We start from the raw sequence: 26,929 nt of genomic DNA on the forward strand, positions 1-26,929 counted from the left end.
GTCGGGCCGCGGTTCCGACGCGGCCCGACAGTGCTGCCTGCTTCCGGAATCAGCTCCCGGAAGGTGCTCTCAGGAGCCGGCAGAGCCCCTGATCAGCGTGAAGATCAGCCAGACAGGCGGTCAGTCGTTGGCTCCGGCCTCGTACGCCTGGACGCCGACCCACGAGACACCGGCGCCGCCGGCGAAGCCGATACCGAAGGCGACGAGACCGGGGGTGGCCTGGACGGGCGCCATGGCCGTGACCTCGCCGTGGGATCCGTCGGTCAGGTGCTCCGGCGTGATCGCGGCAACACTCTCAATGATCCTGCTCATTGCATTCCCTCTCGTTGTGATCGGTTGGATCAGCCGAAGACGCGGCCGGCGACGTACGCCCCGGCCACGACGGTGACGCCGGCGGCGGCGCCGCCGACGTACCAGCAGGTCGCCACGGCGGCGGCGGGGGTCGCCAGGACGGGCTCCTGGGTCTCCTCCTTGTAGCCCTGCTCCAGAACACCCAGCTTCTGGTCGTTCATGAATTCGGCGATGGTCGCCACGCTTTGCTCCTTCATTGCGGTTTCGCGCCGACAGGCGGGGATCTGAGAAATTGCATTAATCCGCAACGAAAAGCCGCAGATTCACACGGAGCTCGGACATGAATTTCCTGCCCGCCGTGCACACTGCGGCATATCGCCCCCCGCTAATCAGCACTGATTAAATGCCTGACTTTGCGGGAGCCATAGTAGGACCGGCGGCCCTTGCCGGATCAAGGCTTTGCCGATGTGGTGCACATCACACTGTAAACGGGGGGTGACGCACGCCGCATTCATCCGCTGTCCGCCATTTCCCCGTGGCGCGAAAAATGGATCGATGGATAGGCCACCCAAAGGCGAGAACCCGCTGGTGGCACGGTGGTGATGCGGTATCTGGAACAATCGATTCCGGAAGGCCCGTGGCCGGAACCGAATCGCGTTTTGCGTCAGAATCCAGGCTCGGGATATTCCGGGCTGGCCGCTATCGGTCACGGCCCGAAAGATCAGCTTTTTGGGAACGAGCGGTGATGACGGGACCGCCGGCCGGCCCCGTCCGCCGGGCCGTGCCCCGTGGCCGGGGCCGCCGGGCCGCTCCGGCCCCGAGGTGGCGTGCGGGCGCCCGGGGATAGGCTGACCGGATGAGTGATGGTGCGCCGCCGTGGGAAGCGTTGGCCGGACAGGTTGCCGAGCTTTCTCGGCGCCTCGCCGAACTTGAGGAGCGAGTGCAGGGCGGCACGCGCGAGCCACTGCCCGAAGACGCGTCGACCGAGACCTACTGGGCACTGCCGAAACTCCGGGAGCGGCTCCAGGCCGTGGCCCGAGGGGGAGTGCTCTTCACCGGGTCCGTGGTCGGTCTGGACGGCGAACTCGTGGAGTGGGAGCGGTCCGAGGCCACGGAGTCGGTGCTGAGTTCCGACTGGTCCGAGGCGGCCGAGGCGCTGGGCGCCCTTGGGCATCCCGTGCGGCTGCGGCTGATCCAGGCGCTGGCCGAAGGGCGGACCGCGGTCACCGAGCTGATGGAGTTGGAGGGGCTCGGCACGACCGGCCAGATCTACCACCATCTGCGTCAACTCGTGTCCGCCGGCTGGCTGGAGACGACGGGGCGCGGGCGCTATCGGATTCCGCCGACCCGGCTCGTCCCCCTGCTGGTCGTGGTCACCGGGGCGCGCCGCTGACGGGCCGCTCCCGACAGACGGCCCGCGCGCGGGCCGTCCCGGGCCCCGGTTGTGTGACGGACCGAAGGCGGGTCGGCCTCACCGACGACGGCCCGGCACCGCCCGCCGCGCCCGACACCGGCCGAAGACCCCGAAACGCCGGACGCGTCCCACTCGCGGGGACGCGTCCGGCGCGGGCACTCAGACGACCGGGGACGCCACCTTCTCGCGCGGCTGCGGCAGTTCGGCCGGTACGGGCTCCTTCTCCGCCTCCGAGTCGGCCACCGGCTCCAGGACCGGGTGACGCAGCGCCAGCACCGCGGCCACCGGGGCGACCAGGGCCACCGTGCCGCACACCAGCCAGGTGAGCTTGAGGCCGATCACGAGCGACAGACCCCCGAACAGCGCGATGGAGATCGGGCCCACTCCGATACTGGCCAGCGTCAGGGTGGCCAGCGCCGCCCCCATCCGGCCCTTCGGGGCCGCCTGCTGATAGACCGTCACGATCGCCGGCCCGTTCAGCCCCGTCATCAGTCCGACCGCGGCGCCCGTCACGGCGAGCGTCAGGACCGACGGCATCAGGGCCATCAGCAAGATGCCCACGGCGATTCCCCCGCCGCTCACCACGAAGCGCACCACCAGGGGGATGCGGTGCGCGAGGAACGCGCCCAGCGCGCTGGAGACCAGGGCGCCCGTACTGAACGCCGCGATGATCACGCCGATGGCGTGCACGCCCCAGCCGTTCTCCTGGACGAGCAGCGGCAGCGCCACGTCGATCGGCCAGCCGAACGCCATGTCCAGGCAGAGCGCGGCGACAAAGGTCCAGCGCAGCCTGGGGTGCGACACCAGCAGCCGCAGCCCGTCGCCCGACGAGCGCGCCAGACTCCGGCCGCCGGGCGTGCGCTCCGGCGGCTCCATCCCCTTGGTGACGACGAAGAGTGTGCCCAGCGAGATCGCGCAGGTGACGGTCGCCACCAGCAGCGCCCGCCACAGTTCGCCGGAGGCGATCATCCAGGCGCCGAGCGGCGAACCGATGATAGGGGCGATCCGGGTGACCATGGCGTACAGGGAGTTGGCCCGGGGGAGCTGATCGTGGGTGGCCAGATGCGGGATCACCGATCCCGCCGACGGACTCGCCAGTCCGAACAGCAGCCCGTCCAGCAGGCTGATGACGACGAGCGGGGCGAGCGACTGGGAGGAGTGGACCACCACGGTCCCGACCGCCAGGAGCACCAACCGGGCGCTGTTCGTCCGCAGCAGCACGTGCCGGGGGCCGAACCGGTCGGCGACGGCCCCGCCGAAGATCAGCATCAGGGCCCGCGGAATCGTCGCGGCGAGCATCAGCGTGGTGACCGCTCCCGCGCCCCCCAGCTGGATCGCCGTCCAGCCCATGGCGATCAGCAGGATGAAGTCACCGCCCATCGACGCGCCCTGCCCGGCTACCAGGGCGTTGATCCTCTTCCACTGGATCGGCGGCTCGCCGCCGGTGCCGGATGCCTCTGATACGTCCGTCGTAGCCATGGGTCTGTCCTTCGGGAGATCGGATGAGGATCAGCGAGATCCAACGGGGATCGGGGAGTTCGGACGACGGTCAGTCGGCACGTGGCGTGCCGGCCGCCGACCGGCCGCCGGTGACGCCCGGCCAGGGACCGGGCAGCGGCAGCCGTACGGTGCCGGAGCCCCCGCGCAGCGCGTCCTCCACGGCCCGGACCGTCGCCAGCCGCTCACTCGCGGCCGGGATCCGTCCCAGCCGCGCGGGCGCGTCCGAGGTGATCTCCAGATGACCGCCGAGATAGCCGCGACCGTGGGCCGCGAGCACCAGACCCGCGGCGCGGATCGCCGTGGCCCGGTGGCCCGGCCCGGTGGTCAGCCCCGGGATGTCGGAGGGCGTGAAGCGCACCCGCACCGAGTACGTGGCGGGCTCCCGCCCCGGTTCGAGCGGGCAGACCGCGACCCGCCGCGCCTCCACGGCGTGCGGCCGACGGCCGGCGGCCGCACGTGAGGCGGTGCCACGCGCCGTACAGGACGGCGGGGTTGCGGACCGGTGGGCGTTCATCGTGAGCACTCCCCTCGCGGCCACGGCTCTGCGAGCGACCGCTGGAATTCGAACGTTAGGGAACAGGACGCCTGGTCGGCGGCGCTTGACGGGGCAGGCGGGCGGAAGTTTCCCGGTTCGGGACCGGGCGCCCGCCCGCCCCAGTCGAAGAGCCGCACTCCGCGCACCTCGTCGTCGAGGACGGCCAGCGTCGCGACGAAACCCGGGGGCGCGGACAGGTCGCGCAGTTGCCACCGGTGGCCGGCCATCGCTCCGGTGCCGTGCACAGTGCCGGGCGTGAGCACATTCAGCCGCAGCCCGTCGAGCAGCCGCCCGCCGCTCGCCTTCACACAGGCCTCCTTGCGCGACAGCAGCCGGTGGTAGGCGACGCGCGCCGCGTGCGGGGTCTTCTGCGCGGCGACGCTCGCGGCCTCGTCCAGCGGCAGGAAGCGCGCCGCCAGCGCGACGGCCGGCGTCCGCTCGTCGACGCGTTCGATGTCCACACCGACCGGCGCCGACAGGCAGACCGCGAGCAGCGCGTGCTCCGCCGACCGGCTCAGACTCCACTGCCAGTGGCTCAGTGGGCCGTCGAACTCCGGTTTCCCGTGTCTGCCCGCCGACCAGTGGACCGTGCAGCCCGCGATCCTCAGATAGCCGCCGAGGATCGTCCTGACCGCTCCGTGCGTCAGGACGTACCGGTCGGCCGACAGCCGGTCCCGGATACGCGCGGCCCGGTCCCGTTCCCGGATGTCGAGCAGGGAGGCGACCGGTCCGAGCGCGTCCGCCGCGCCGTCCAGCCCGATGCGCCACACATCGGCGCCCGGCGGCGGGCCCGGAACGGCCGGCGGCGGCGGGTGGACGGACCCGCAGGCGGGGCAGGGCGGCGGGGCGCCGCGGGCCTTCGCCCTGTCCACCGTCCGCAGGGCGAGGCCCGCGGCGGTGCAGACGGCGACGTCGTCGGCGCCGACCGGCACCCCCACGGCCCTCGTCGTGACCGTCGCCGTGCTGCCGGCGAGGGCGGCGCTCCGCCGCCCCGGCTCAGGCGGCCGGCCGGACATCGTCGAGCCTGCCGTTCAGATGCCCCTGGGCGAGGGTGAGCCGCTGGACGTTGCTGGTGCCCTCCATGAACTCGAAGGCCCGCGCGTCACGCGCCCACTTGTCCAGCAGAGGATGCTCCCAGCGGGCACCGGGCCCGAACATCCGCAGCGCCAGGAGGGTGGACTCCTCCGCCAGCGCGGTGGCCCTGATCTTGGCCGCCGACGCGAGTGTTCCGTCCCTCGGGTCGTGGTCGGCCGACTCGGCCGCCGCCATGACCGTGGCGCGGGTGCCGGCGAGCCTGTCCGCCAGAGCGGCCAGCAGGTCCCGGTCCCCGGAGCCGAGCTGCCGCCGGTTGGCGACGACGTAGTCGTGGGCGCCCTGCGCGACACCGAGGGCGAAGGACGCCACGACCGGGCGGTAGCGGTTGAAGGTGCGCACGGCCGCCCACATTCCGCCCCGCGTCGCCGGGCGGTGGCGCCCCAGTACGTCTTCGTCCGCCACCGGCACGTCGCTCATCCGCAGCTCGCTGAGCTGGAGACCGCGCAGCCCCAGGGTCTCCAGGGGGATCCCGGTGAAGCCCGGCCGGTCCGCGTCCAGCAGGACGGCGACCACACCCAGCGGGCCGGGGTGACGGCGGGCGAACACCACACCGATTCCGGCGCGCGCGCCGTTGCCGACGAACCGTTTGGTGCCGTTCAGGAGCAGCCCCTCCCGCCCGTCGTCGGCCGGTCGCAGAGCCGTCTCCATACTGGCCGGGTCCGAGCCGTGCGCCGGCTCCGTCATACCGAAGAACGTCCAGGTGGGGCGGTCGGCCAGCCGCTGGTAGTAGCGGTCCCGCTGCTCCTCGTCGGCGATGTCCGCCACGACGAAGCCGGACATCGACGGACCCGGCAGCGCCAGGACCGCCGCCGCGTCCACGCGCGCCAGCTCCTCCATGACGACCACCTGCTCCACGCAGCGGTCCACGTACACCGGGCGTCCGCCGACCCGCAGCGGATCCGGGTTGTAGGCGGCGGGCATCCCGGTCAGCCGCAGCCAGCGCGGGTCGGTGCCGAGCAGGGCGGGGCCGAGCGAGGGGTCCGCGTCGAGTCCGAGAGCGGTGGGCCGCAGCAGGTCGGCGTGTTCGCGGGCGAGCCCGCGCAGGCCGGCGAGGAATCCGGGGTCGGTGGTCATGGCCGCTCCAGGTCGGTCGGTGGTGGGTAACCGGTCGGCGCGTAGGTGTCGGCGAGCAGTTCGGAGACCCGTACCTCGCTGCCCGGCCCGGTGGCCAGGAAGCCCGCCGCGCCGAACAGGTGCAGACATCTGCGGCCCGTCTCGTCCAGGCTCCGGTGGACCCTGCGCAGGGTGTGCGGCGCAGGGGCGGCCCTGAGCAGCGCCCGGCACTCGGTGGTCCCGGCGACGGCGTCGGCCAGCATCGCCCGTACCAGCGGCAGGTTGAGGGTGACGGTCCGCTGGACCGTACGGCCGCCCAGATGCGCGGTGACCCGGTCGACCAGGCGCTCGGCCAGCCCGAGCCGGAGCCAGGCGAGGCCGGTCGCCCAGCCGTCCGGCTCACCGGCGGGCGGGCCCGAGCCGTCGATCCGCAGGGCGGTCAACTCCCGTCCCTCCACGGCGGCGCCGCCCAGTACGCGCTCGTCGCTGCCGGCGCCACGCGGGCGTGGCCCGAGGAGCGTCTGATACCGGTCGCACGCCGCCTCGGTCTCGCGGGGCACGAACACATGCCCGCCGGGACCGGCCGGCAGGACACCGGGGCTGGTCGTGTCGTGCAGCAGGATCAGCGCGGCCACCGGCCCGTCGCGGTACGCCGCCTCGCGGTGGCGTTCCGGCCCGCCCGGCGGCGCGGTGGTGACCGGGCCGCCCGCGGGTGGACGTGTGGTGGTGACGGTCATGGCACCAGTTCCTTCCGTCTCGGTGCCACCCGCGCCGGGGCGCGTCCGGCGGGCAGCGTGAGCGACAGGCCGCAGTGGTAGGGGAGTACGGGGTCGCGGTCGGCGATCAGGACCCGTCCGCCGGGACGGCCGTCCGCCCGTTCCAGGAGTCCGGCCAGGGCCAGCCAGACACCGGCGCACGGATGACCGGGCTCCGCCCGCGCCAGGACCGTGTCCGGGAGCGGACCGGTGAGTCCGGAGCCGGCGACGATGCCGTCGGCGCGCGGGGCGTACGGTCCGTCGGAGCCGTCCCCGGCCGGTTCGGGGGCGCCCGCCGTCCTCCGGCCGTCCGCCGCTCTGAGGCCGTCCACGGTGACGACCGGACGTTCCAGCGGTATCGCCCCGTCCGGCCCGAGCAGCAGGGCCACCGCCACGTCGCGCGCGGGCCGCACCGCCCGGTCGTCGGGCGGCAGCGTGCTCTGCTCCATCACGAGGACGAGCGCCCGGCGCGAACTCCCGTCGGCCAGCCGGTCGTAGGCGACGCGCAGCGCGGTGAACGGGCCGGCGACACCCTGCTCGGAGATGCCGAGCAGCATCGGGTCGCCGGGCATCAGATCGGACAGCAGACAGCTGGGGAAGCTCTGGTGCCGGCAGTCGGGGCTTGCGTCGACGGTGATGACGAGGTCGACGTCCGCGAGTTCGGCGGCCAGCTCCCGGGCGATCACCCGTGCCATGTCGTGGTAGCTGACGGCGGTGCCGTCCTCCAGCCAGGAGAAGTCCGGCAGGGCGCCGTACACCGACTCCACATGGTCCCGGTAGGCGCGGGTGTCATTGCCGCCGGAGTCGGCGGCGGTGAAGGCGAAGGGGACGACGCGTTCGATGGACGGTCCGGCCGCGCGGTCTCGCGCGGCCGGACTCCTCCGCGTCCCCGGGGGCGGGGTGAGCGGCACGGGTCACCGGCTCTCGGCGATGTAGCCGGCCAGGGCGCCGACGCTCTCCAGGTGGCTCTGCTCCAGGCTCTCGGGGTCGACCTCGATGTCGAGGGCGTCCTCCAGGGCCATCAGCAGACCCAGCACGCTGGTGGAGTCGAGGCTCAGGTCGTCGAAGAGACGGGTCTCCTCGGTGACGTCGGTCAGCTCCTTGCGGAGCACCTCGGAGAGGGCGACGACGATGGCGTCGACGATCTGCCGGCGGTCGGTGTCCTGGGCGACGGTGGTCATGGTGGTTCCTGCCTTCTGTAAGAGGTACGGATGGGTGTTCGGACGGGCATGGGGCCGTGCGGGTCCCGCGGGTCGCGGGAGACCCACGGCAGGAGGGGGGCCGGGACGCGCCCGGCCGGCCTCAGCCGAAGTCGTGCAGGATCTGCGGCGCGAGCATGCTCTCGGCGTCGTCGCGGGTGTGGATCAGCCGCGCCTCACCGTCGTGGACCAGCACCTCGGCCGGGTAGCCGTGGCTGAGGAAGTGCACCGGCGAAGCGGTCGGCCCGTACGCCCCCGAGCGCTCCACGCCCACCAGGTCGCCGGGGCGCAGGTCGGCGGGGAGTTCGACGGCCTTGCCGATGGTGTCGTTGGGGGTGCAGAGCGGCCCGGTCACGTTCCACGGCGCGCTCTGCGCGGCGCCCGCCCGGTTCAGCAGCCGCATCGGGAAGTTGCGCTTGACGAACGAGCCGATCCCGACGGCCGCCATGTGGTGGTTCGTTCCGCCGTCGGCCACGGCGAACCGCTCGCCCATCGACTCCTTCACATACCGGACCTCGACCGCGTACAGCCCGCTGTGGCCGACCAGGAAGCGACCCAGCTCCATGACGAGACGGGTCTCGGGGTGCCGCGCGGCGAAGGACTCGAACACCGGGTTGAGCCGCTGCGCCAGGACCGGCACATCGAGGTCGCGCTCCTTGGGGAAGTACGCGACGCCCAGGCCGCCGCCGACATCGACCACCTCCAGCGGCACATTCAGCCGCTCGGAGAGGGTCTCGGCGAGTTCCAGGATCCGGGCCGAGTTCTCGGCGATGACGTCCTCGTCGAGGAAGCGCGTCCCCATGTACGCCTGGAAGCCGACGAGTTGGACGCAAGGGTGCCGGGCCGCCAGATCGGGCTCGGCGGTCAGAGCCTCCTCGTCGATGCCGAACTGGCGCGGCTTGCCGCCCATCGTCAGTCCGCCGCCCTTGACGGCGAAGCTCGGATTGACCCGCAGCACGACGCGGGCGACACCGCCGAGCCCCGCCGCGACCTCGTCGATCATCGCCAGTTCGCCGAAGGACTCACAGATGACGGTGATGTCCTGCTTGAGGCACGCGGTGATCTCGTCACGGCTCTTGCCGGGGCCCAGGAACATGATCCGCTCGGCCGGCACACCGGCCCGCTGCGCGGTGACCAGTTCGGTCAGCGACGAGACCTCGGCGCTCGCGCCCAGCGACCGCAGCAGCGCGCACACGCTGACGTTGGGGTTGGCCTTGAGCGAGTAGAACATCTCCACGGACGGGTGCAGGAGATCGCGCAGTCCGTTGTACTGACGGGCGATCACATCGCCGTCGTAGACGTACAGCGGGGTCCCGAACCGTTCGGCCAGCTCGGTGATGGGCAGGCCCTGCACGGTGTGGGTACCGCGCGTCCCGGGGGTGGTCGCACCGGATTCAGACATGGGTGAGGCTCTCCTTCCGCACGCGCAGCGCGACGGTGTCGTCGAGTTCGGCCAGTTCGGCCTCGGAGTGGGCGATCAGCAGTCCGTACAGCCGGCCGCCGTAGGAGTCGGGCGCGGTCCCGTCGGCGCCGGCCGGCGCGGCGGCGTTGACCGTCGCGAAGTTGTTGACGAGCAGACCGCGGCCGGACGCGGTGGTGAAGAGAAGGTCGCCGAGCCGCTCCCGGAGTTCACCGAACGGCATCGCTCCGGTCAGTGACACCGGGTACTGGCGCGCGAGCGCGACGGTCCCGGGGGCCATGAACCGCTCCTGGAGGGCGGTCTGATAGGTCGACATGTTGTTACGGGCGTTGATCTCCAGCACCGGCAGCAGACCGCCGTCGCCCGTGACGATCGCGTCCACCCCCACCACACCGTGGAACCCGTCGGCGCCGAGCCGCGCGCCGAGCAGATCCGCGCACCGCTCGATCTCGGCCCTGTGGGCGGGGGAGATCCGGGCCGGGATGCGGTGGCCCTTGTGCACCCCGTTCTCGGTGATCGCCTCCTTCACGAAATCGAATCGGACCGATCCGTTCCGGTACACCGTGAAGTGGTAGTTGAGGTCGACGGCCTTGTCCGCCCACTCCTCGACCACCACCGCGAGGCGCGGGTCACCGGTACGCCGGGAGACCCGGGTGACCATCCGGACGAGCTGGTCGAGCCTGCGCTCGTCCTCCACCACCATGATCCCCTTGCCGGAGACTCCGAAGGCGTCCTTCACCCCCACCCGGCGTCCCGCGGCCAGTGATTCCCGTGCCGCGTCCGCCGCCGCCGTGAACTCGTCGACCGACTCGCACTCCCAGCCCCTGGCCTGGGGGAGCCCCAGCTCGTCGGCGACCCGGCGGCTGTAGATCTTGCTGTTGACGGACTTGACCAGTGCGGCGTTCGGCAACGCCGATGCCAGACCGGTCAGTTCGCACAGCCGCTCCTCCAGTACGGACATGCCGTGCGGCAGCAGGTGCGCGCCGCGTTCGGCCAGCCGGGCGAGCGCCCCGGTCAGCACCGGGGAGCGCAGCGCGTCCACGCTGACGCTGTGGGCGGGGTCGTGCGCGTCGGTGACCAGGATCTCCGGCAGCTCCAGACCCAGTTCCTCCAGATAGGAGAGGTAGCCGGGGTCCGGCGCCGACTTCAGTACGACGCAGTCGTCGCGGCCGGCGAGCAGCAGCGCGAACTCGTCCATGCGGTTGACGATCGCCGCGGAGGCGCTGCCCCCGACCGACGGGAGTCCGATCTCGTCCACGGCCCACTCGTCCTCCACCTCGAAATTGCCGAGCAGGACGAACGGGGTCCGCGGGTCGCCGGTGCAGGCGTGTTTCACACCGTCGAGGAAGTTCTGGCGGGGGGACGGTGGCATGGGCTTCTTCCTTCTCGCGGTCTCGGACGGGTCGGGTGGAGCGGACGGACAGGGGCTCGCGGGCACGGCGGGTTACGGGGGTCAGTGGCGCAGTACGGCGGCCGAGAAGGTCGCCCCGAGACCGACGGCGGCCATGAGATAGAGGTCTCCGGGCCGGAGCAGGCCCGCCTCGCGGGCGTGCGTGTAGTTGATGAAGGGGTCGGCCGTGAAGCAGTGGCCGGTCACCGGGATGTTGTCCAGGTAGACCCGGTCGAGCGGGATCCCGAGGAGCTTGCAGGTCCACTGCCACGACAGCCGGTTGACGTTGTGCGGCAGGACCAGTGCCAGGTCGTCGAGACCGACGCCGGCGTCCTCGGCGGCTTCGCCCATCACGGCGGCCAGGGTGGCGTTGTGCTCCTTGAGGAATCTGGGGTCCAGCGGATACGGGGGGAACTCCTCGCTGTACCGGCCGTGGGTGCGGGTCGCGAAGCCCAGCAGCCGGTCGCTGTCCCCGTCCGCGGAGACCAGACAGGCCGCCGTCCCCTCACCCATGACGGTGCTCTCGGGGATGATCTGGAGCGTGCGGCTGAACGCCTTCTCCCCGGCGAGCACCAGCGCCAGGGCGTCCGGGTCGCCGTCGGCGGCGAGCAGCCGTCCGGCCAGGTCCACCGCGAACAGCCCCGTCGCGCAGCCGTGCTGAGTGAGCGTGAAGGCGGTGGCCCGGGTCAGACCCAGTTCGGCGCACAGCCGCTCGACGGTGTTCTCACCGGCCGGGGCGACGGTGGAGACCGTACGCGGATGGATCACGTAGCGGACCCGGTGCTCGTTGCCCCGCAGCTCGGTCAGCGACTCCACGGCCGCCGTCAGCGTGGCGCGCAGATCCCGGCCGGGGGCGCGCAGCACCGTCCGCAGCCCGTAGAACCTGCGGAAGGTCCACATGAGGCTCGCGTCGGACCCGACGTCCGCGCCGATGTCGGCGATCGGGACGTTCTGCTCGGGCAGATGGCTCGCGACGTCCAGCAGGGCGGTCATGCCCGTCCTCCGATCCGGTCGGCGGTGGCGCCCGCCGTGGTGGCGGTGTCCGCGAGGGGCGGCCCGGCCGTGCCGGTGCCGTACGCGAGGGCCCGGTCCGGCGAAGGGGACCGCTCCGGCCACCACAGGTCGTCCGGGCCGAGCGCGTCGGTCGTGTACTTGCCCAGCGCGCTGATCAGCAGCCTGCTCTCCAGGGCCAGGGCCTCCACCAGCCGTACGAGCCCGTCCCGCGGGTCCTCGTCGACCGCGACGAGTGCCGCCCGGCCCAGCCCCGCCGCCGTGGCGCCCAGCGCCAGACTCCGTACGACCCGGCCGCCCTCCCACATCCGGCCGGTCACCAGCAGGCAGCCGTCCGGGCGTCCGATGCGCCGCAGGCACTCGGCCAGCGGCAGCCCGACATGGTCGAGGAAGACGCGCGGCGCCCAGCCGGTGCCGCCCTCGGCGCCGTCGACGGTCACCGCGTCCGCGCCGGCCCGCCAGGCGGTCGACGCCGCGTTCGCGATGTCCCGGCCCGGATGGAACTTCGCCCACACCCTGGCCCGGGGGAAGTTGTTGCGCATGAAGCGCAGCTGCTGGCGCACGATCTCCTCGGTGTACGTGCCGGGGCTCGCGAGCCGCAGCCGGCTGCCGGGACCGAGGGTGTCCCGCACCGCGAAGCGCTTGCCGAGCCGGTCGGCGTCCGCCTCGTCCACCACGGTCATGCCGCCGAGGCCCGGCTTGGCGCCCTGACCGATCTTCAGCTCGAAGGCGAGCCGCCCCGACTCCAGCAGCGGCTGTGTCTCCGGGGCGCTGTAGAGGAGGTTCCAGACCTCCGAGTCGGCGTCCTCGGTGCTCTGCTGCACCACCACGCCGCCCGTGTCCTCGGGGCACTCGTCGAGATACGCGCGGATGCGCGCCGTGATCGCGGACGGCGCCGCTCGGCCGGCTCCGGTGCGGTAGCCGTGCACCGGGACCATGTTCTCCCCGATCACCATCGGGATGCCGAGCCGCCCGGCCTGGCGGCTCGCCGCGATCCCGAGATCACCGCTGCCGGCGCGGGTGGAGCCGAAGGCGGAGAGATAGAGCGGCAGCGCCGAGTCGAATCCGCCGATGACGGTGCGCAGGCTGACGTCGTCGTCCAGGGGTTCCCGGCCCAGTTCGATCAGCTTCTCCAGCCGCCGGGGCACGAAGACCGGCGGCACGATCCGCGCCCGGTCCAGCTCGTCGGCGTGGCCCTGCCCGGCGTCCGCTTCCGCGCCCGCGCCGAACAGCTCGGCTCCGTACGCCGCCACCGGTGGGAACACCTCACGGGTGCCGTGCCGCGCGCGGGCCCGTATCGCCGCCGCCGGAAGGCCGCCCGCGGTCAGGGGAGTTCGCGGTGTCGTCACGGCGCGATCACCCCCGGCAGCTTCGGGTAGGCGCTGACCTGCCAGAGCGCGTCGAGTCCGGTCAGGAAGCGGACCAGCCGCTGCACCCCCATGCCGAAGCCGGCGCTCGCGGGGATGCCCTCCCGCGCCATGGCCAGGTACCACTCGTACTTCGCGGGGTTCTCGCCGCTCTCCCGCATGCGGGTGACGACAGTGGCGTAATCCGACTCGCGCTCACTGCCGCTCACCAGCTCGCCGAAGCCGCCGTGCGCGATCAGGTCGAAGTTGCGCAGTACACCGGGGCGGTCCGGGTCCTCGCGGTCGTAGAAGCCCCGCGAACCCTTGGGGTAGTCGGTGATGAAGAACGGCCGATCGGCCTCGTGCGACAGCGCCTCCTCACCGGTCCAGTCGATCTCGGCGTCGGCGCTCTGCGCGTGCCCGTGGCCGCGCAGCCGGCCGACCGCCTCCGCGTGGGTGCAGGCGTCGAACTTGCCCGTGAGGAGTTCGGCGAAGGCCAGCGGGTCGCGGCCCAGACCGGCGAGGACCTCGGGCAGCGTCTCCCACACCCGCGCGGTGACGTGCCGGAGCAGTCCCGCGGCGATCTCCATGACGTCGGCGCGCGACGCCCCGGCCATCTCGACGTCGATCTGGTGGAACTCGACGAGGTGCCGTCCGGTGTGCCGGGTCTCCGGAGGCTCCACACGGAGGTTCGGCGCGATGTAGAACAACTTCGGAAACCCGCGCAGCGACGCCTGCTTGTAGAGGATCGCGCTCGTCATGAGCTTGTACGGCTCGCCGTAGTAGTCGACGTCCAGCGCCTTGGCACCGCGCCCGCCGGGGTCGGTGACCGGTCCGACGAGCGGCGGAAGCAGCTCGACGAAGCCGCGTGAGCGCAGGAACTCCCGCGCCGCGTGGAGCGCTTCCTGCTGGACGAGCATCGCGGCCCCGAGCGACGGCGAGCGCAGGTGCTCGCCCAGGGGGGCGGGCGGCGGTGCGGTCGTGATCGTGGTTCCGACGTCTTCCGTGGGGGGCATCAGCTCTCCTGATCTCATGGGTGGTCGAACCTCCTTGCGACACCGTGCAGGGCGGACATCAGCTGGTCCGAGGTCATGGCGGCCCGCGCTCCGGGACCGGGGTCCGGCCGGATCGGCATCGAGCCCACCGACGACCAGCGCAGCAGCCCCTCCGTGTCGACGAAGCTCCGTGACCGGCCGGCGTTGTCCGGGTGCAGACAGAACGGGACGTCCAGGTGGCCGCGCTCGAAAGCGGTGGTCAGCGACCGCCCGAGGTCGTCGCCGAGGTCCAGCACCGCCGTGACGAAGGCACGCGCCTCCGCGTGGATCCCACTCTCCGGCCGGGGAGTCCCGGCGGGCGGCACGGCGGCGCCGGCCGCCGCGAGCGCCGCGGCCTCCAGCGACCGGACGTTCTCCTCGACGGTCGGGATGCGGTGCGCCTCGGCCGCGGTCTTGACGATCAGGCGCCGCGCTCCGGAGCGGACCGCGAGCCGCGCGGACTCCTCCAGCAGCCGCCCGGCACCGTGCTCGGTGACCGGGAAGACGCCCATGTAGGTGTAGAGGACGATGTGCCAGTCGGTCCCGGCCGGCAGGAACTCCGCGGCCAGCCGGCGCAGCGCCAGGACCGCCTCCTCGTCCTGCGCCGGATGCGCCTGCTGCGCGTAGCTCATGGACACGCTGCCGATCCCGTGCCGGGTGAAGAACACCGCTTCGAGCAGGCTGATCGCGACCAGCAGACTCGGCGGGCAGAGCTGGCCGAGCATGCAGCCGCCGAAGCTCTCCAGATGAGGGGCGGGCACGGTGTCGGCCAGCAGTTCGCAGGCCCGTGCCCAGTTGCGGACCGAGTCCCGCAGTGGGGTACGGCCGTAGGGCAGGCAGTAGGAGACCGGGCCGCCCTCGGTGGCGTCGATTCCGGCGCCGGCCAGTGCGCGGATGATGTGGTGCGGCCGTGAGGAGCCGTGGCGCACCTGGACCGGGAAGGTCGCGTCCCGTACCCCGTCCAGCAGCGCGCGGGTGGTGGCCCGTGAGTGGCTGACGATCGGGTAGCCGTTGAGGCCGGCCCCCTCGTCCAGCGCCCGGCGGGCCGCCGCGTGGTCGCCCAGGCGGGTGTAGCTGTCGATGGTCAGGGTGCCGACGGTGGTGGCCGCGGCGGACTTGGTCCGCTCCAGGCCGAGACGCATCCGGGGGAGGTCACCGAAGCCCATCCGGGGCTGGACCACCAGCCGGCCCGCCGCGGCCGATTCGGCCACGAACCGGCCGAAGGGCGAGCGGAGCACGGGTGCGCGGGCGGCGGTCGGGGTCGCGGCCCCCGTCATGCCGTCACCCGGTTCCGGCGGGCGATGTCCCGCTCCTGGTCCGCCTGGCCCGCGAGCAGTGCCAGGAACTCCCGGAAGGCGGCCACGTTCCCGTCGTCGAAGACGGCGGTGAATCCCGCGTCGAGCAGCCGCAGCGCGGCGTCCGTGTCGGGGGCGCCGGTCACGCCCAGCTTGCCGCCGATCACGACGGGCAGCTCGGCGAGCGAGGGCTCCCGGCGCAGCCGGGTGATGGCACCGAGTCCGTCGCGGTACCCGTGGCCGTTGACACTGCTCATGACGACCAGGTCCGGGCGGGAGGCCCGGCACTCCTCGATCAGCAGGTCGTCCGGCACGCAGGGGCCGAGCCCGATCACCCGATGCCCCGACTCCTCGATCAGGAGCTGAAGGAAGACCAGATTCCAGTTGTGCGAATCGGATCGGGTACTGGTCACCAGGACCGTGAGCTCGCACTGCGACAGCACCATGGCAGCTCTCCGAAAATATAAATTGGTCGTGGCTCCGGCGGACACTTTCTTGAACCGACGCCATTCCTTGTACCGCACCAGAAATATAGAAGTCCGGAGAGGGCGCGGACGGAAGTTGATGCGGCAGTAAGGCGGGCAGTCGCGAAATCCGGGGCAGTCGGCGCCGGGCCGGGAAAACAAAAGGGCGACCCGCCGTGCACAGAGGCACGGCGGGTCGCCGAACTTCAACCGGACATCAGGTGTACTGAGCCACCAGGCTTTTCGGGCGGATGTCCGTCCAGTTCTTCTCGATGTACTCCAGGGACTCCTGACGGCTGCTCTCACCTTGTGCGATGTCCCAGCCGGCGGGTACGTCGGCAAATACCGGCCACAGGGAGTGCTGCCCCTCGTCATTCACCAGAACGAGGAAGGTGGCGTTGTCGTCGTCGAAAGGATTGGTCATCTCAGTTCCTTGTCTCGTTGAGGCCGAGGTCAATGACCTGCGGATCCGACAGTCGTTGCCGAAGGATTCGGCCGATGTGCGCCAGCGGTTCTGGTTCGGTCATGCGGAGATGGGTCGAATTGATGTCGTGCCGCTGGGTTTCTCCGTCTGTGTAGGGGTTCCACAGGTCGGCGGACGGTGAATCGGGGCCCCGCCCATCGGCCGCGGTGAAAAGCAGCGGATCACCGGTGAACACGCCGGGCCGGTAGGCGCGCATGAGGGTGGCGTGGTTGACGGCGGCGCCGACCAGCGCCGCCACCTCCGACTCGGCGAAGCCCGCGAGCACCGGGTCCCGCCGCCGCAGCACCTCCACGACGGCGGCCGTGTCGAACCGGGCGAAGAAGGAGTCCGGCAGCGGGTCCGGGCGCCCGGCCTCCTCGGCGGCCGGCCCCACCAGCATCTCGACGGTCTCCCGGTCCGTCATCAAATCCGCCGCCTCCTCGGGCGGCACCGGGTAGGCGTCCATCAGCGCGAGCAGCTCCACCTCCTCGCCGGCCGCCTGGAGCCGGGTCGCGACGGCATGGGCGACGACACCGCCGAAGGACCAGCCGAGCAGCCGGTACGGCCCCCAGGGCTGGACCCGCCGGATCTGCTCCAGATAGTCCTCGGCCAGCTCCTCGACGCTCGACGCCCGGTAGTCCGGCCGGGTCAGCGCCCTCGTCTGGAGGGCGTACACCGGCTGGGAGTCGCCCAGATGCCCGGTGAGCCCGGCGTACGCCCAGCCCATGCCCGCTCCCGGATGGACACAGAACAGCGGTCGCCCGCCGCCCTCCGCGCGCAGGGACAGCAGCACCCCCAGGGCGTCGCTCTCGCTCTCGTCGCCCAGCAGACCCGCCACGGTGGGGGAGCGGAACAGGTCCCGTACGGAACGCTCCACGCCCAGCACCGACCGGACGCGGCTCATCAGCCGTACCGCCAGCAGCGAATGCCCGCCCAGATCGAAGAAGTTGTCGTCGATCCCGACGCCCGTCACACCCAGGAGCTCCGCGAACAGCCCGCACAGCACCTCCTCGCGGGGGTTGCGCGGCCCGCGCCCGGACCGGGCGCCGTCGCGGACCGGGGCCGGGAGCGCGGCCCGGTCGAGCTTCCCGTTCGCGGTGAGCGGCAGCGAGTCGAGGACCACGACGGCCGAGGGGACCAGGTACTCCGGCAGGGTCTCGGCCAGCCAGGACCGCAGCGCCCCCTCGTCCACCGGCGAGGAGCGGGGGACCACGTAGGCGACGAGCCGTCTGTCGCCGGGGCGGTCCTCGCGGACCACGACCGCGGCGCGGCCGACCGACGGGTGCCGGGCCACCGCGGCCTCGGCCTCGCCGGGTTCGATGCGGAAGCCGCGGATCTTGACCTGGTTGTCGGCCCGGCCGACGAACCGCAGCTGCCCGCCGGTCGTCCAGCTCACCAGATCGCCGGTCCGGTACAGGCGTTCACCGGCCGCGCCGAACGGGTCGGCGACGAACCGCTCCGCCGTGAGGGCGGGGCGCCCCAGATAGCCGCGCGCCAGATGGGAGCCGCCGAGGTACAGCTCACCCGTGCCGCCGCGCGGCACCGGACGGAGCCGGTGATCCAGCACATAGGCGCGGGTGTTGTCCATCGGGCGCCCCAGATGGACCAGGTCGAGCTCCCGCTCGTCGAGCCCGAAGCGCTGGTGGTGGGTGCCGAAGGTGGCCTCGGTCGGCCCGTAGGAGTGCACCAGCACGGTGTCCGGGCAGTGGGTGAGGACACGCCGCACGGCGTCCGGCGACAGGACGTCACCGCCCGTCCACACCTCACGCAGCAGACCGAGGGTGTCCAGGGCCTCGTCGGCCAGCAGATGGAACAGCCCGACGGTGAAGTACGCGGCGCTCACGCCGTGCCGTTCGACGGTGCGCCTGAGCGCGGGGAGATCGGTGCCGTCGCCGGTCCCGATGACCAGCTCTGTCCCGGCCAGCAGCGGGACCCAGATCTCGTACGTCGACGCGTCGAACCCGAAGGCCGAGTGGACGAGCATCCTGCGGTGGGTCTCCCGGTCCCAGCAGCGGTCGGCCGCGAGCCGGGCGACATTGCGATGGGTGACGCCCACGGCTTTCGGTCGGCCCGTGGAGCCGGAGGTGAACATCACGTACATCAGGGCCTGTTGGCCGGTCGGTACGGCGGGTGCGGTGGCGGGCGTGCCGGCCGGGGCCGGACCGTCGGCCCGCAGCACCACCGTCCCCGCGACGCGCTCCGCGGCGGCGACGTCGGCCTCCGCCCGGTCCGCGTCGGTCAGCAGGACCCTCGCGCCCGACTCCTCCATGATCATGCGGACCCGCGCGGCCGACAGGGCGCCGCCGACCGGTACGTACGCGGCGCCCGCCTTCAGCACCGCCAGGGTGGCGACGATCAGTTCCGGACCGTGGTCCATGAGGACACCGACGGTGCCCTGCGGCGCGGTCCCGGCGGCGATGAGGCGGTGCGAGAGGAGATTGGCCCGGCGGTCGAGTTCGGCGTACGTCATGTCGCCGTCGTCGTGGCTGACGGCGATCCGGTCGGGGGCACGCCGGGCCTGCGCCTCGAACAGTTCGTGGACCGTGCTCTGCGTGAGCGGGCCTGTGGTGGCCGTGTCGTTGTACTCGGCCAGGAGCAGGCGGTGGTCCTCGGCGGTGAGCAGGTCGATGTCGTCCACCGGGCGCCCGGGGTCGGCCGCCACCGCCCGCAGCAGCCGGCCCAGGCGTGTGGAGAGGAGCGCCGCCGTCTCCGGCTCGAACAGGTCCGTGGCGTACTCCAGGTATCCGTACAGCCCTCGCCGGGCGCCGTCCTCGTCGAGCCGCTCGGTCAGGGAGAGCGTCAGGTCGAACTTCGCGAGGCCGGTGTCGAACGCCACCTCCGTGGCACCCGGCACCGGACCGCCACCGGCCGGCCGCGCGGCGTTCTGGAGCAGCAGCATGATCTGGATGAGCGGGTGGTGGGCGGTGGAGCGGGCCGGGTTGAGGTGTTCCACGAGCTGCTCGAAGGGCAGGTCCTGGTGGGCGTAGGCGGCGAGGTCGGTGTCGCGTACGCGGGTGAGGAGGTCGGTGAAGGTGGGGTTGCCGGAGACATCGGTGCGCAGGACCAGGGTGTTGACGAAGAAGCCGACGAGGTCGTCCAGGGCTTCGTCGCCCCGGCCGGCGACGACGGTGCCGACGGGTATGTCGGTCCCCGCGCCCAGCCGGGACAGTGTCAGCGCCAGCGCCGCCTGGAGGACCATGAAGAGCGTCGTCCCGTTCTCGCCGGCGAGCCGGGCCAGTGCGTCGTGCTCCGGGCCGTCCAGCGTGACGGGCACCGAGCCGCCCCGGTGCGTGGCGGCGGCCGGGCGGGGCCGGTCGGCCGGCAGCTCCAGGACGGGCGGGGCGCCGTCCAGGGCGTCGCTCCAGTACGCCAGAAGACGTTCGCGGGGTCCCTCCGGGCCGTCGGCGTCCGGTGCTTCGCCCATCATGTCGGCCTGCCAGAGCGCGTAGTCGGCGTACTGCACCGGCAACGGCCGCCACTCGGGAGTCTGTCCGGCGAGCCGCGCGCCGTACGCGGTCCAGAGGTCGGCCATCAGCGGGCCCATCGACCAGCCGTCGCCCGCGATGTGGTGCAGGACGATCACCAGGAAACGCTCGGCGTCCCTCTCGTTCTCGTCGTCCCCGGCGGACTCCACCAGCGCCGCCCGCAGGGGCAGTTCGGCACCGAGGTCGAACACGTGCCCGGCGGCTGCGTCGACGGTGGCCGCCAGCTCCGTACGGGGCACGCGTATCACGCGCAGCTCGGGGTGGGCGTCGGCCAGGATCCGCTGGTAGGGCTCACCGTCCACCGCGCCGTAGACCGTGCGCAGCACCTCGTGCCGCGCCCCGACGTCCGCCAGCGCCGCGGCGAGCGCGGTCGCCTCCAGCGGTTCGTCGAGCCTGAGGACGACAGGGATGTTGTACGCCTGGCTCGGCCCGTCGAGTTCGTTGATGAACCAGAGCCGGCGCTGCGCGAACGACAGCGGGATCCGTTCGGGCCGCGCCCGCGTCACCAGCGGGGCCCGGACCGGCACCCCGGCGGTCGCGTCGACGCGCTCCGCCAGTCCGGCCACCGTCGGCGCCTGGAACAGATCCCGGATCGCCACTTCCACGCCCAGCGCCGCCCGCACCCGGTTGATGAGCCGGGTCGCCAGCAGGGAGTGCCCGCCGAGGTCGAAGAAGCTCTCGTCCACGCCGACCAGGCCGAGACCGAGCACCTCGGCGAAGAGTCCGCACAGGATCTCCTCCCGGAGCGTGCGCGGCGCGCGCCCGGACGCGCTGTGCCGGGGCTCCGGCGCGGGCAGTGCCCGCCGGTCGAGCTTCCCGTTGACCGTCGTCGGCAGGGCGTCGAGCGTCACCACGGCCGAGGGCACCAGATAGCCGGGCAGACTTCGCGCCGTCGCGGCGCGCAGGCCCGCCTCGTCCACGCTCAGGCCCGGCCGGGGCACCACATAGGCGACCAGCCGCTTCCCGCCCGGCGCGTCGTCGCGTACCACCACGGCGACCCGCCCCACGGACGGGTCCCGGGCGAGGACCGCCTCGACCTCACCGGGTTCGATACGGAAGCCGCGGATCTTGACCTGGTTGTCGGCCCGGCCGACGAACCGCAGTTCACCGCCGGTCGTCCACGCCACCAGGTCCCCGGTGCGGTACATCCTGCCGCCGTCCGCCCCGAACGGGTCGGTGACGAACCGGTCCGCCGTCAGATCCGGCCGGCCGACGTACCCTCGGGCCACATGGTCACCGGCGATGTACAGCTCGCCACTGGTGCCCAGCGGTACCGGATGCAGTCGGCCGTCGAGGACATAGGCGCGGGTGTGGTCCAGCGGACGGCCCAGGGACAGGCTTTCCGGCAGGCCGCCGGAGCGGTCGTACCGGTGCAGATGCGAGGCGAACGTCGTCTCCGTCGGGCCGTACACATGGGTCACGGCCGTGTCCGGGCAGTGTTCGAGCACCGTGCGCACCGCAGCCGCCGACACCACGTCGCCACCGGTACCCACCTCGCGCAGCAGCGCCAGCGTGTCCAGCGCCTCCTCGGCCATCAGATGGAACAGCCCGACGGTCAGGAACGTCGCGGTGACCTCGTGCCGCTCGATCGCCCGGCTCAGGGACCGCACGTCCGCGCCGTCCCCGCCGGCCGTCACCAGCGTGCCGCCGGCCAGCAGCGGCACCCAGATCTCGTACGTCGAGGCGTCGAAACCGTACGGCGAGTGCACCAGCACCCGGCGCTGGACCTCGTGGTCCCAGAACCGGTCCACCGCGAGCCGGGCGACATTGCGGTGGGTCACCCCGACCCCCTTGGGGCGGCCGGTGGAGCCGGAGGTGAACATGATGTACATCAGGGCCTGTTGGCCGGTCGGTACGGCGGGCGCGGTTTCGGGCGTACCGGCCGGGGCAGGGCTGTCGGCGCGCAGGACCGCCGTGCCCGCGGCCCGCTCGGCGACCGCGACCTCACTGTCCCCGGTGGCCGCGCCGACCAGCAGCAGCCGCGCCCCGACCTCCGCCATCACGAGCCGGACCCGGTCGGCGGGAGAGCGCCCGTCGACCGGCACGTAGGCCGCGCCGGTCTTCAGTACCGCGAGCAGCGCGACGATCAGGTCCGGACCGTGGTCCATCAGGACCGCGACGTTGCCCTGGGGCGCGGTCCCGGCGGCGATCAGACGGTGGGCGAGGAGATTGGCCCGGCGGTCGAGCTCCGTGTAGGTCAGCTCGCCGTCGTCATGGACGAGCGCGACGGCGCCGGGGGTGCGCCGGACCTGGGCCTCGAACAGCTCGTGGACCGTGGCAGGCGGGAGCGGGACGCCCTCGGTGTCGTTGTACTCAGTGACGAGCAGGCGGTGCTCGTCCTCGGTGAGCAGGTCGATGTCGCCGACCGGACGCCCCGGATCGGCCGCCACCGTCCCCAGCAGATGGGTGAGACGTGTGGAGAGGAGCGCCGCCGTCTCCGGCTCGAACAGGTTCGTGGCGTACTCCACGAAACCCTCCAGGCCACGGGGCGTTCCGTCACCGTCGCGCCGCTCGGTCACCGTCAGCGTCAGGTCGAACTTCGTCAGCCCCGTGTCGAACGCGACGTCGGTGCCGGCCAGCGGGGAGTCTGTCTCCACCGCGTCGCCCGCCGCCCCCACGCCGTTCTGGAGCAGCAACATGACCTGGACGAGCGGGTGGTGGGCGGTGGAACGGTCCGGGTTGAGATGTTCCACCAACTGCTCGAAGGGGAGGCCCTGGTGGGCGTAGGCGGCGAGGTCGGTGTCGCGTACGCGGGTCAGGAGGTCGGTGAAGGCGGGGTTGCCGGAGACATCGGTGCGCAGGACCAGGGTGTTGACGAAGAAGCCGACAAGATCGTCCAGCGCCTCGTCCTCGCGGCCCGCGACGACGGTGCCGACCGGTACATCGGTCCCCGCGCCCAGCCGGGACAGTGACAGTGCCAGCGCCGCCTGGAGGACCATGAAGAGCGTCGAGCCCTGCGCGGCGGCGAGCCGGGCCAGCCTCTGATGGGTCGCGCCGTCCACCGTGAACGGCACCACGGCGCCCCCGTGCGTGGCGACCGCCGGCCGGGGCCGGTCGGCGGGCAGGTCGAGAACCGGCGGAAGCCCCTCCAGCGCCGCCGACCAGAAACCCAGTTGGCGGGCGAGCGGGCTCTCGGCGTCCGACGCGTCCCCCATCGTCTCGCGCTGCCAGAGCGCGTAGTCGGCGTACTGCACGGGCAACGGCCGCCATGCGACGGCCTGTTGGGTCAGCCGCGCGGTGTAGGCGGCCGACAGGTCCGCGAGCAGCGGTTCCAGGGACCAGCCGTCGCCCGCGATGTGGTGCACCAGCAGCACGAGCACCTGCGCGTCCTGCTCCGGTGCCGTCTCCAACAGCCATGCCCGGAACGGGAGTTCGCCGCCCAGGTCGAACACGTACCCCACCGCGTCACCGATCGAGGACTCCAGTCGTTCATCGGTGGTGCGCACCACCTCCAGTGACGGCCGGACCCCGGTCAGGATCCGCTGGTAGGGCTCACCGTCCACCGCGCCGTAGACCGTGCGCAGCACCTCGTGCCGCTCGGCGACGTCGGCCAGGGCGTCCGCGAGTACGTCCGCGTCCAGGGGTTCGTCCAGGCGGAGCACGACCGGGATGTTGTACGAACGGCTCGGCCCGTCCAGCTCGTTGACGAACCAGAGCCTGCGCTGCGCGAACGACAGCGGAATCCGCTCCGGCCGCTCGGCCGGCACCGGCGCGGGGCGCGCCCCGACCCCGGCCAGTTCGTCCAGCCGCCGGTCGAGACCGGCCGGGGTGGGGGCGAGGAACAGGTCACGGATCCCGAGATCGGCACCGAGCACCGACCGCACACGGTTCACCAGGCGCACGCCGAGCAGTGAATGCCCGCCGAGATCGAAGAAGTTGTCGTCGGCACCCGCCGACGGAAGACCGAGCACCTCGGCGAAGAGCCCGCACAGGATCTCCTCGCGCGGCGAGCGCCCCCCGCGCGACGTACCACCCGACACCGCGGCGAACCCGGTCTCCGGGCTCCGCTCCCGCGCCACGCGTTCGCGGCGTTCGGCCAGGGCGCGGCGTTCGGCGTCGGTGAGGGCGACCGCGTCGGTGACGCGGGTGGCCGGGGCGGCCGCGACGGCGTCGAGCGCGCGCGTGAAGAAGTCCAGCAGCAGGGTCGCGGTCGGTGCGTCGAACAGGTCGGTGGCGTACTGGAACCACACCTCGATCCCGGCCGCTTCGCCCGCGCCGTCCAGCGACTCGACACACGACACGCTCAGATCGAACTTCGCCGTCTCCAGCCCGGCGGCCTCGATCGTGCCCGGAACGTCGCCCAGGGGGATGCCGGGATCGGCGTCGTTCTGGAGGGTGAGCATGGTCTGGAAGAAGGGGTGGTGGGACAGGGAGCGGACCGGGTTGAGGTGCTCGACCAGCAGGTCGAACGGCAGGTCGTCATGGGCGTAGGCCGCGAGGTCCGACTCCCTTACCCGGTCGAGGAGTTCGGTGAACGCGGGGTCGCCCGACACATCGGTCCGCAGCACCAGGGTGTTGACGAAGAACCCGACCAGATCGTGCAGCGCCTCGTCCGGGCGCCCCGCCACCGGTGTGCCGATCGCGATGTCGTCACCCGCGCCCGCCCCGCAGAGCGCCGCCGCCAGCGCCGCCCGCAGCACCATGAACAGGCTCGCCCCGTGCTCGGCCGCCAGCTCCCGCAGCCGCAGATGCGTGTCGGCCCCGAGCCGGACGGTCACGGTCTCGCCCCGGTACGACGGCTCCGCCGGGCGCGGCCGGTCGGCCGGCAGGTCCAGCACCGCCGGCAGACCCGTGAGCGCCGTCCGCCAGAAGTAGATCTGACGAGCCATCACGTCAGCCGGGTCGTCCGCGTCGCCGAGCATGTCGCGCTGCCAGAGCGTGTAGTCGGCGTACTGAACCGGCAGCTGTTCCCACTCCGGGGCCGCGCCCACCGACCGGGCCACGTACGCCGAGGTCAGATCCCGCAACAGCGGGCCCATCGACCAGCCGTCCGTCGCCACGTGATGGAGCAGCAGCACCAGCACCGACTCGTCCGGGCCCGTCACGAACAGCCTTACCCGCACGGGGACATCGGCCGGCACGTCGAACGTCTCCCCGGTGAACGCCGCCACCGCCGCCTCACCCGTACCCGGCGCGCACTCGACGACGGCGAAGGCGCCGTCCGCACGGTCGAGCACCCACTGGTACGGCTCGCCGTCCACGGCGGGGAACACCGTCCGCAGCACCTCGTGCCGCTCGATCACGTCCGCGACGGCCGCCGCCAGCGCGTCCCGGCACGGGACACCGGCCAGCCGCAGCACCAGCGGCACGTTGTACGTCGCCGAAGGCCCTTCGAGCCGGTTGAGGAACCACAGGCGCCGCTGCGCGAAGGACAGCGGAACCCGGTCCTCGGCCGGGGGATGCTCGTGCTCGGGCAGCTGCGCCTCCTCCGGGCGGACCTGCTGCTCCCGGGACGGCCGCATCGCCCGCAGCATCGCCCGGTCGATCTTGCCGGTGCTGGTTCTCGGCAGCGACTCGATCAGGCTGATCACACCCGGTACGGCCGGCGGCGGCAGCTGCTCCGCGAGTGCCTCGCGTATGTCGGCCGGAGTCGGACGACCGTCCGCGACGACATACGCCACCAACCGCTTCGTACCGTCCGTCGACTCCTGAGCCACCACGGCGGCCGCCCGGACGTCCGGGTGACCCAGCAGCACCGACTCCACCGCCGCGGGGTCGATCCGATGCCCGCTGATCTTGACCTCGTCGTCCACCCGCGACACGTGCACCAGCTGGCCGTCGGAGCCGAGGCGCACCACATCGCCGGTACGGTAGGCCGGCCGGCCGCCGAGCCGGGTGAAGCGACGGGCCGTCAGCTCCGGCCTGTCCAGATAGCCGCAGGCCAACCCGCCGCCCAGCAGCCACAGTTCACCGTCCACCAGGGCGGCCCCGACCCCCGGCAGCGGCAGTCCGATCGGCACCCCGTCGGTCTCCTCCGTACCGTCGGCCGGGCCCTCGGTCAGGTCGGCGACGGTGGCGACGACGGTCGCCTCGGTGGGCCCGTACGTGTTGAGCAGCCGCACCCGCGAGCCCACCGCGCGCCGCCAGCGCGCCACCCGCTCCGGAAGCGCCGCCTCACCGCCGATGATCACCGTACGCAGCGCGGCGGGCAGCTCCGCCACGTCGGCGGCCACGGCGTACGCCAGCTCGTGCCAGTAGGCCGTCGGCAGATCGAGAACCGTCACGCCGTGCGCCGCGCAGCCCGCCAGCATCCCGCGCACGTCAAGCATGTCGTCGGTGCGCAGCACCAGGGTGCCGCCCGCGCACAGCGTCACGAAGATCTCCTCGACGCTGGCGTCGAAGTGCAGCGGGGCGAACTGGAGGACCCGGTCGTCCGCGCCGATGCCGTACCGCTCCGTCGCACCGGCCACGAAGTGCGCCAGCGCCTCCTGGCCGACGAGCACCCCGTTGGGCGTGCCGGTCGACCCGGAGGTGTAGATCACGTACGCGGTCCCCGCACCCGCGGCGTCTCCCGGCAGCACCGCCTCGCCCTCGGCGCGCACCGTGTCCGGATGCGGCGGCTCCCCGTCGCACGCGTCGGCCAGGATCGCCGTGTTGCGCGCCAGGGGCGCGTCAGGGTCCAGCGGCAGATAGGCCGCCCCGGAACTCAGCGCCGCCAGGACGCTCACGATCGCCTCGACACCGCGCGGCCTGCACACCGCGACCAGCCGCCCGGGACCGGCGCCCGCCGCCCGGAGCAGCCCGGCCCGCGCCGTGACCGCCTCGGCCAACTCGCCGTAGCTCAACCGGACATCACCGTGCATCAGAGCCGTCCGCCGCGGATCGTCCGCCGTCCGCAGGGCGATCAACTCCAGCACCGGCACCACCGGAGCGGCCAAGGGGCCGCCGTCCAGGAGCACGGACGGCTCCGGACCCCGGTTCGGTTCGGGGTCGGTGGTGGGCACCGCGAGGTCGGTTGACCGCATCGGGCTTCCTCCTTACGGGGACGTTGGTCGGACGGGGCCGGCACGGAGCCGGAACGACGGCCGACGGGAACGCCCGGTCCAGGGCCCGCCGTCCTTCTGGCAGAAGGCTAGGTACGGGCAGGCCCGGCGATCGGCAGTCCCTGAGGCAGATTGGGAGGAACGACCCACCGCCGCCGGCCGACGCGGGACGTCGGGGGCCCGCGAGCGCCGGGCG

19 protein-coding genes are annotated in these 26,929 nt (G+C 72.6%); 1 reads left to right on the plus strand and 18 read right to left on the minus strand.

Annotated features, from left to right (window positions below; genetic code table 11):
* Window positions 1-120: 120 nt before the first annotated feature.
* Window positions 121-312, minus strand: a complete 192-nt coding sequence (locus SSPS47_RS32880; protein ID WP_147874564.1) for a hypothetical protein — start codon at window positions 310-312, stop codon at window positions 121-123.
* A gap of 29 nt (window positions 313-341) precedes the next feature.
* Complete coding sequence (locus SSPS47_RS32885) at window positions 342-533, minus strand: hypothetical protein (RefSeq protein WP_239065160.1); 192 nt, start codon at window positions 531-533, stop codon at window positions 342-344.
* A gap of 614 nt (window positions 534-1,147) precedes the next feature.
* Between SSPS47_RS32885 and SSPS47_RS32890 the strand changes: the two genes are divergently transcribed.
* Window positions 1,148-1,684, plus strand: coding sequence for a helix-turn-helix domain-containing protein (locus tag SSPS47_RS32890; RefSeq protein WP_164254075.1), 537 nt, complete (start codon window positions 1,148-1,150; stop codon window positions 1,682-1,684).
* Between the two features lie 180 nt (window positions 1,685-1,864).
* Here the strand turns inward: SSPS47_RS32890 and SSPS47_RS32895 are convergent, their stop codons facing one another.
* The 16 genes from SSPS47_RS32895 to SSPS47_RS32970 form a co-directional block, all read right to left on the minus strand.
* Entirely contained in the window at window positions 1,865-3,184 is a 1,320-nt protein-coding gene (locus SSPS47_RS32895; RefSeq protein WP_239065161.1) for an MFS transporter, read from the minus strand.
* Window positions 3,185-3,254: 70 nt separating this feature from the next.
* Window positions 3,255-3,719 (minus strand): hypothetical protein, encoded by a 465-nt coding sequence (locus SSPS47_RS32900; RefSeq protein ID WP_164254076.1) that lies wholly within the window; start codon window positions 3,717-3,719, stop codon window positions 3,255-3,257.
* Window positions 3,716-4,756 (minus strand): 4'-phosphopantetheinyl transferase superfamily protein, encoded by a 1,041-nt coding sequence (locus SSPS47_RS32905; RefSeq protein WP_164254077.1) that lies wholly within the window; start codon window positions 4,754-4,756, stop codon window positions 3,716-3,718. The genes SSPS47_RS32900 and SSPS47_RS32905 overlap by 4 nt, the downstream gene beginning before the upstream one ends.
* Window positions 4,737-5,909: an acyl-CoA dehydrogenase family protein gene (locus tag SSPS47_RS32910; RefSeq protein ID WP_164254078.1), complete on the minus strand. Its 1,173-nt coding sequence runs from the start codon at window positions 5,907-5,909 to the stop codon at window positions 4,737-4,739. The genes SSPS47_RS32905 and SSPS47_RS32910 overlap by 20 nt, the downstream gene beginning before the upstream one ends.
* Window positions 5,906-6,625 carry a hypothetical protein gene (locus SSPS47_RS32915; protein ID WP_164254079.1) on the minus strand — a complete coding sequence of 240 codons (720 nt, stop codon included), beginning with the start codon at window positions 6,623-6,625 and terminating at the stop codon, window positions 5,906-5,908. Before SSPS47_RS32915 ends, SSPS47_RS32910 begins: the two co-directional genes overlap by 4 nt.
* A complete protein-coding gene (locus SSPS47_RS32920) occupies window positions 6,622-7,554 on the minus strand; it encodes a hypothetical protein (RefSeq protein WP_164254080.1) in 933 nt (310 codons plus the stop codon). The genes SSPS47_RS32915 and SSPS47_RS32920 overlap by 4 nt, the downstream gene beginning before the upstream one ends.
* Window positions 7,555-7,557: 3 nt before the next feature.
* The gene (locus tag SSPS47_RS32925; RefSeq protein ID WP_164254081.1) at window positions 7,558-7,824 is read right to left on the minus strand and encodes an acyl carrier protein; all 267 of its coding nucleotides are present in this window, start codon (window positions 7,822-7,824) and stop codon (window positions 7,558-7,560) included.
* 121 nt (window positions 7,825-7,945) lie between these two features.
* Window positions 7,946-9,244, minus strand: a complete 1,299-nt coding sequence (locus SSPS47_RS32930) for an alanine racemase (RefSeq protein ID WP_164254082.1) — start codon at window positions 9,242-9,244, stop codon at window positions 7,946-7,948.
* Window positions 9,237-10,634: an ATP-grasp domain-containing protein gene (locus SSPS47_RS32935; protein WP_164254083.1), complete on the minus strand. Its 1,398-nt coding sequence runs from the start codon at window positions 10,632-10,634 to the stop codon at window positions 9,237-9,239. Before SSPS47_RS32935 ends, SSPS47_RS32930 begins: the two co-directional genes overlap by 8 nt.
* An 81-nt stretch (window positions 10,635-10,715) precedes the next feature.
* The gene (locus tag SSPS47_RS32940; protein WP_164254084.1) at window positions 10,716-11,645 is read right to left on the minus strand and encodes a 3-oxoacyl-[acyl-carrier-protein] synthase III C-terminal domain-containing protein; all 930 of its coding nucleotides are present in this window, start codon (window positions 11,643-11,645) and stop codon (window positions 10,716-10,718) included.
* Window positions 11,642-13,012 (minus strand): glutamate synthase-related protein, encoded by a 1,371-nt coding sequence (locus tag SSPS47_RS32945; RefSeq protein WP_203557989.1) that lies wholly within the window; start codon window positions 13,010-13,012, stop codon window positions 11,642-11,644. The genes SSPS47_RS32940 and SSPS47_RS32945 overlap by 4 nt, the downstream gene beginning before the upstream one ends.
* Window positions 13,009-14,025 carry an asparagine synthetase A gene (locus tag SSPS47_RS32950; RefSeq protein WP_147874554.1) on the minus strand — a complete coding sequence of 339 codons (1,017 nt, stop codon included), beginning with the start codon at window positions 14,023-14,025 and terminating at the stop codon, window positions 13,009-13,011. Before SSPS47_RS32950 ends, SSPS47_RS32945 begins: the two co-directional genes overlap by 4 nt.
* Before the next feature lie 14 nt (window positions 14,026-14,039).
* Window positions 14,040-15,320, minus strand: coding sequence for a methylaspartate mutase (locus tag SSPS47_RS32955; RefSeq protein WP_164254085.1), 1,281 nt, complete (start codon window positions 15,318-15,320; stop codon window positions 14,040-14,042).
* The gene (locus tag SSPS47_RS32960; protein WP_164254086.1) at window positions 15,317-15,784 is read right to left on the minus strand and encodes a cobalamin-dependent protein; all 468 of its coding nucleotides are present in this window, start codon (window positions 15,782-15,784) and stop codon (window positions 15,317-15,319) included. Before SSPS47_RS32960 ends, SSPS47_RS32955 begins: the two co-directional genes overlap by 4 nt.
* A gap of 235 nt (window positions 15,785-16,019) precedes the next feature.
* Window positions 16,020-16,226, minus strand: a complete 207-nt coding sequence (locus SSPS47_RS32965; protein WP_147874551.1) for an MbtH family protein — start codon at window positions 16,224-16,226, stop codon at window positions 16,020-16,022.
* Window position 16,227: 1 nt separating this feature from the next.
* Entirely contained in the window at window positions 16,228-26,715 is a 10,488-nt protein-coding gene (locus tag SSPS47_RS32970; protein WP_164254087.1) for a non-ribosomal peptide synthetase, read from the minus strand.
* Window positions 26,716-26,929 lie beyond the last annotated feature (214 nt).

Source organism: Streptomyces sp. S4.7 (genome assembly GCF_010384365.1).
GTDB lineage: Bacteria > Actinomycetota > Actinomycetes > Streptomycetales > Streptomycetaceae > Streptomyces.

What these genes read in the sequence shown, in the direction of transcription:
- SSPS47_RS32880 (WP_147874564.1), bottom strand. Translation starts at nt 312, where the DNA reads ATGAGCAGGATCATTGAGAGTGTTGCCGCGATCACGCCGGAGCACCTG.
- SSPS47_RS32890 (WP_164254075.1), top strand. Translation starts at nt 1,148, where the DNA reads ATGAGTGATGGTGCGCCGCCGTGGGAAGCGTTGGCCGGACAGGTTGCC.
- SSPS47_RS32895 (WP_239065161.1), bottom strand. Translation starts at nt 3,184, where the DNA reads ATGGCTACGACGGACGTATCAGAGGCATCCGGCACCGGCGGCGAGCCG.
- SSPS47_RS32900 (WP_164254076.1), bottom strand. Translation starts at nt 3,719, where the DNA reads ATGAACGCCCACCGGTCCGCAACCCCGCCGTCCTGTACGGCGCGTGGC.
- SSPS47_RS32905 (WP_164254077.1), bottom strand. Translation starts at nt 4,756, where the DNA reads ATGTCCGGCCGGCCGCCTGAGCCGGGGCGGCGGAGCGCCGCCCTCGCC.
- SSPS47_RS32910 (WP_164254078.1), bottom strand. Translation starts at nt 5,909, where the DNA reads ATGACCACCGACCCCGGATTCCTCGCCGGCCTGCGCGGGCTCGCCCGC.
- SSPS47_RS32915 (WP_164254079.1), bottom strand. Translation starts at nt 6,625, where the DNA reads ATGACCGTCACCACCACACGTCCACCCGCGGGCGGCCCGGTCACCACC.
- SSPS47_RS32925 (WP_164254081.1), bottom strand. Translation starts at nt 7,824, where the DNA reads ATGACCACCGTCGCCCAGGACACCGACCGCCGGCAGATCGTCGACGCC.
- SSPS47_RS32930 (WP_164254082.1), bottom strand. Translation starts at nt 9,244, where the DNA reads ATGTCTGAATCCGGTGCGACCACCCCCGGGACGCGCGGTACCCACACC.
- SSPS47_RS32935 (WP_164254083.1), bottom strand. Translation starts at nt 10,634, where the DNA reads ATGCCACCGTCCCCCCGCCAGAACTTCCTCGACGGTGTGAAACACGCC.
- SSPS47_RS32940 (WP_164254084.1), bottom strand. Translation starts at nt 11,645, where the DNA reads ATGACCGCCCTGCTGGACGTCGCGAGCCATCTGCCCGAGCAGAACGTC.
- SSPS47_RS32950 (WP_147874554.1), bottom strand. Translation starts at nt 14,025, where the DNA reads ATGCCCCCCACGGAAGACGTCGGAACCACGATCACGACCGCACCGCCG.
- SSPS47_RS32955 (WP_164254085.1), bottom strand. Translation starts at nt 15,320, where the DNA reads ATGACGGGGGCCGCGACCCCGACCGCCGCCCGCGCACCCGTGCTCCGC.
- SSPS47_RS32960 (WP_164254086.1), bottom strand. Translation starts at nt 15,784, where the DNA reads ATGGTGCTGTCGCAGTGCGAGCTCACGGTCCTGGTGACCAGTACCCGA.
- SSPS47_RS32965 (WP_147874551.1), bottom strand. Translation starts at nt 16,226, where the DNA reads ATGACCAATCCTTTCGACGACGACAACGCCACCTTCCTCGTTCTGGTG.
- SSPS47_RS32970 (WP_164254087.1), bottom strand. Translation starts at nt 26,715, where the DNA reads ATGCGGTCAACCGACCTCGCGGTGCCCACCACCGACCCCGAACCGAAC.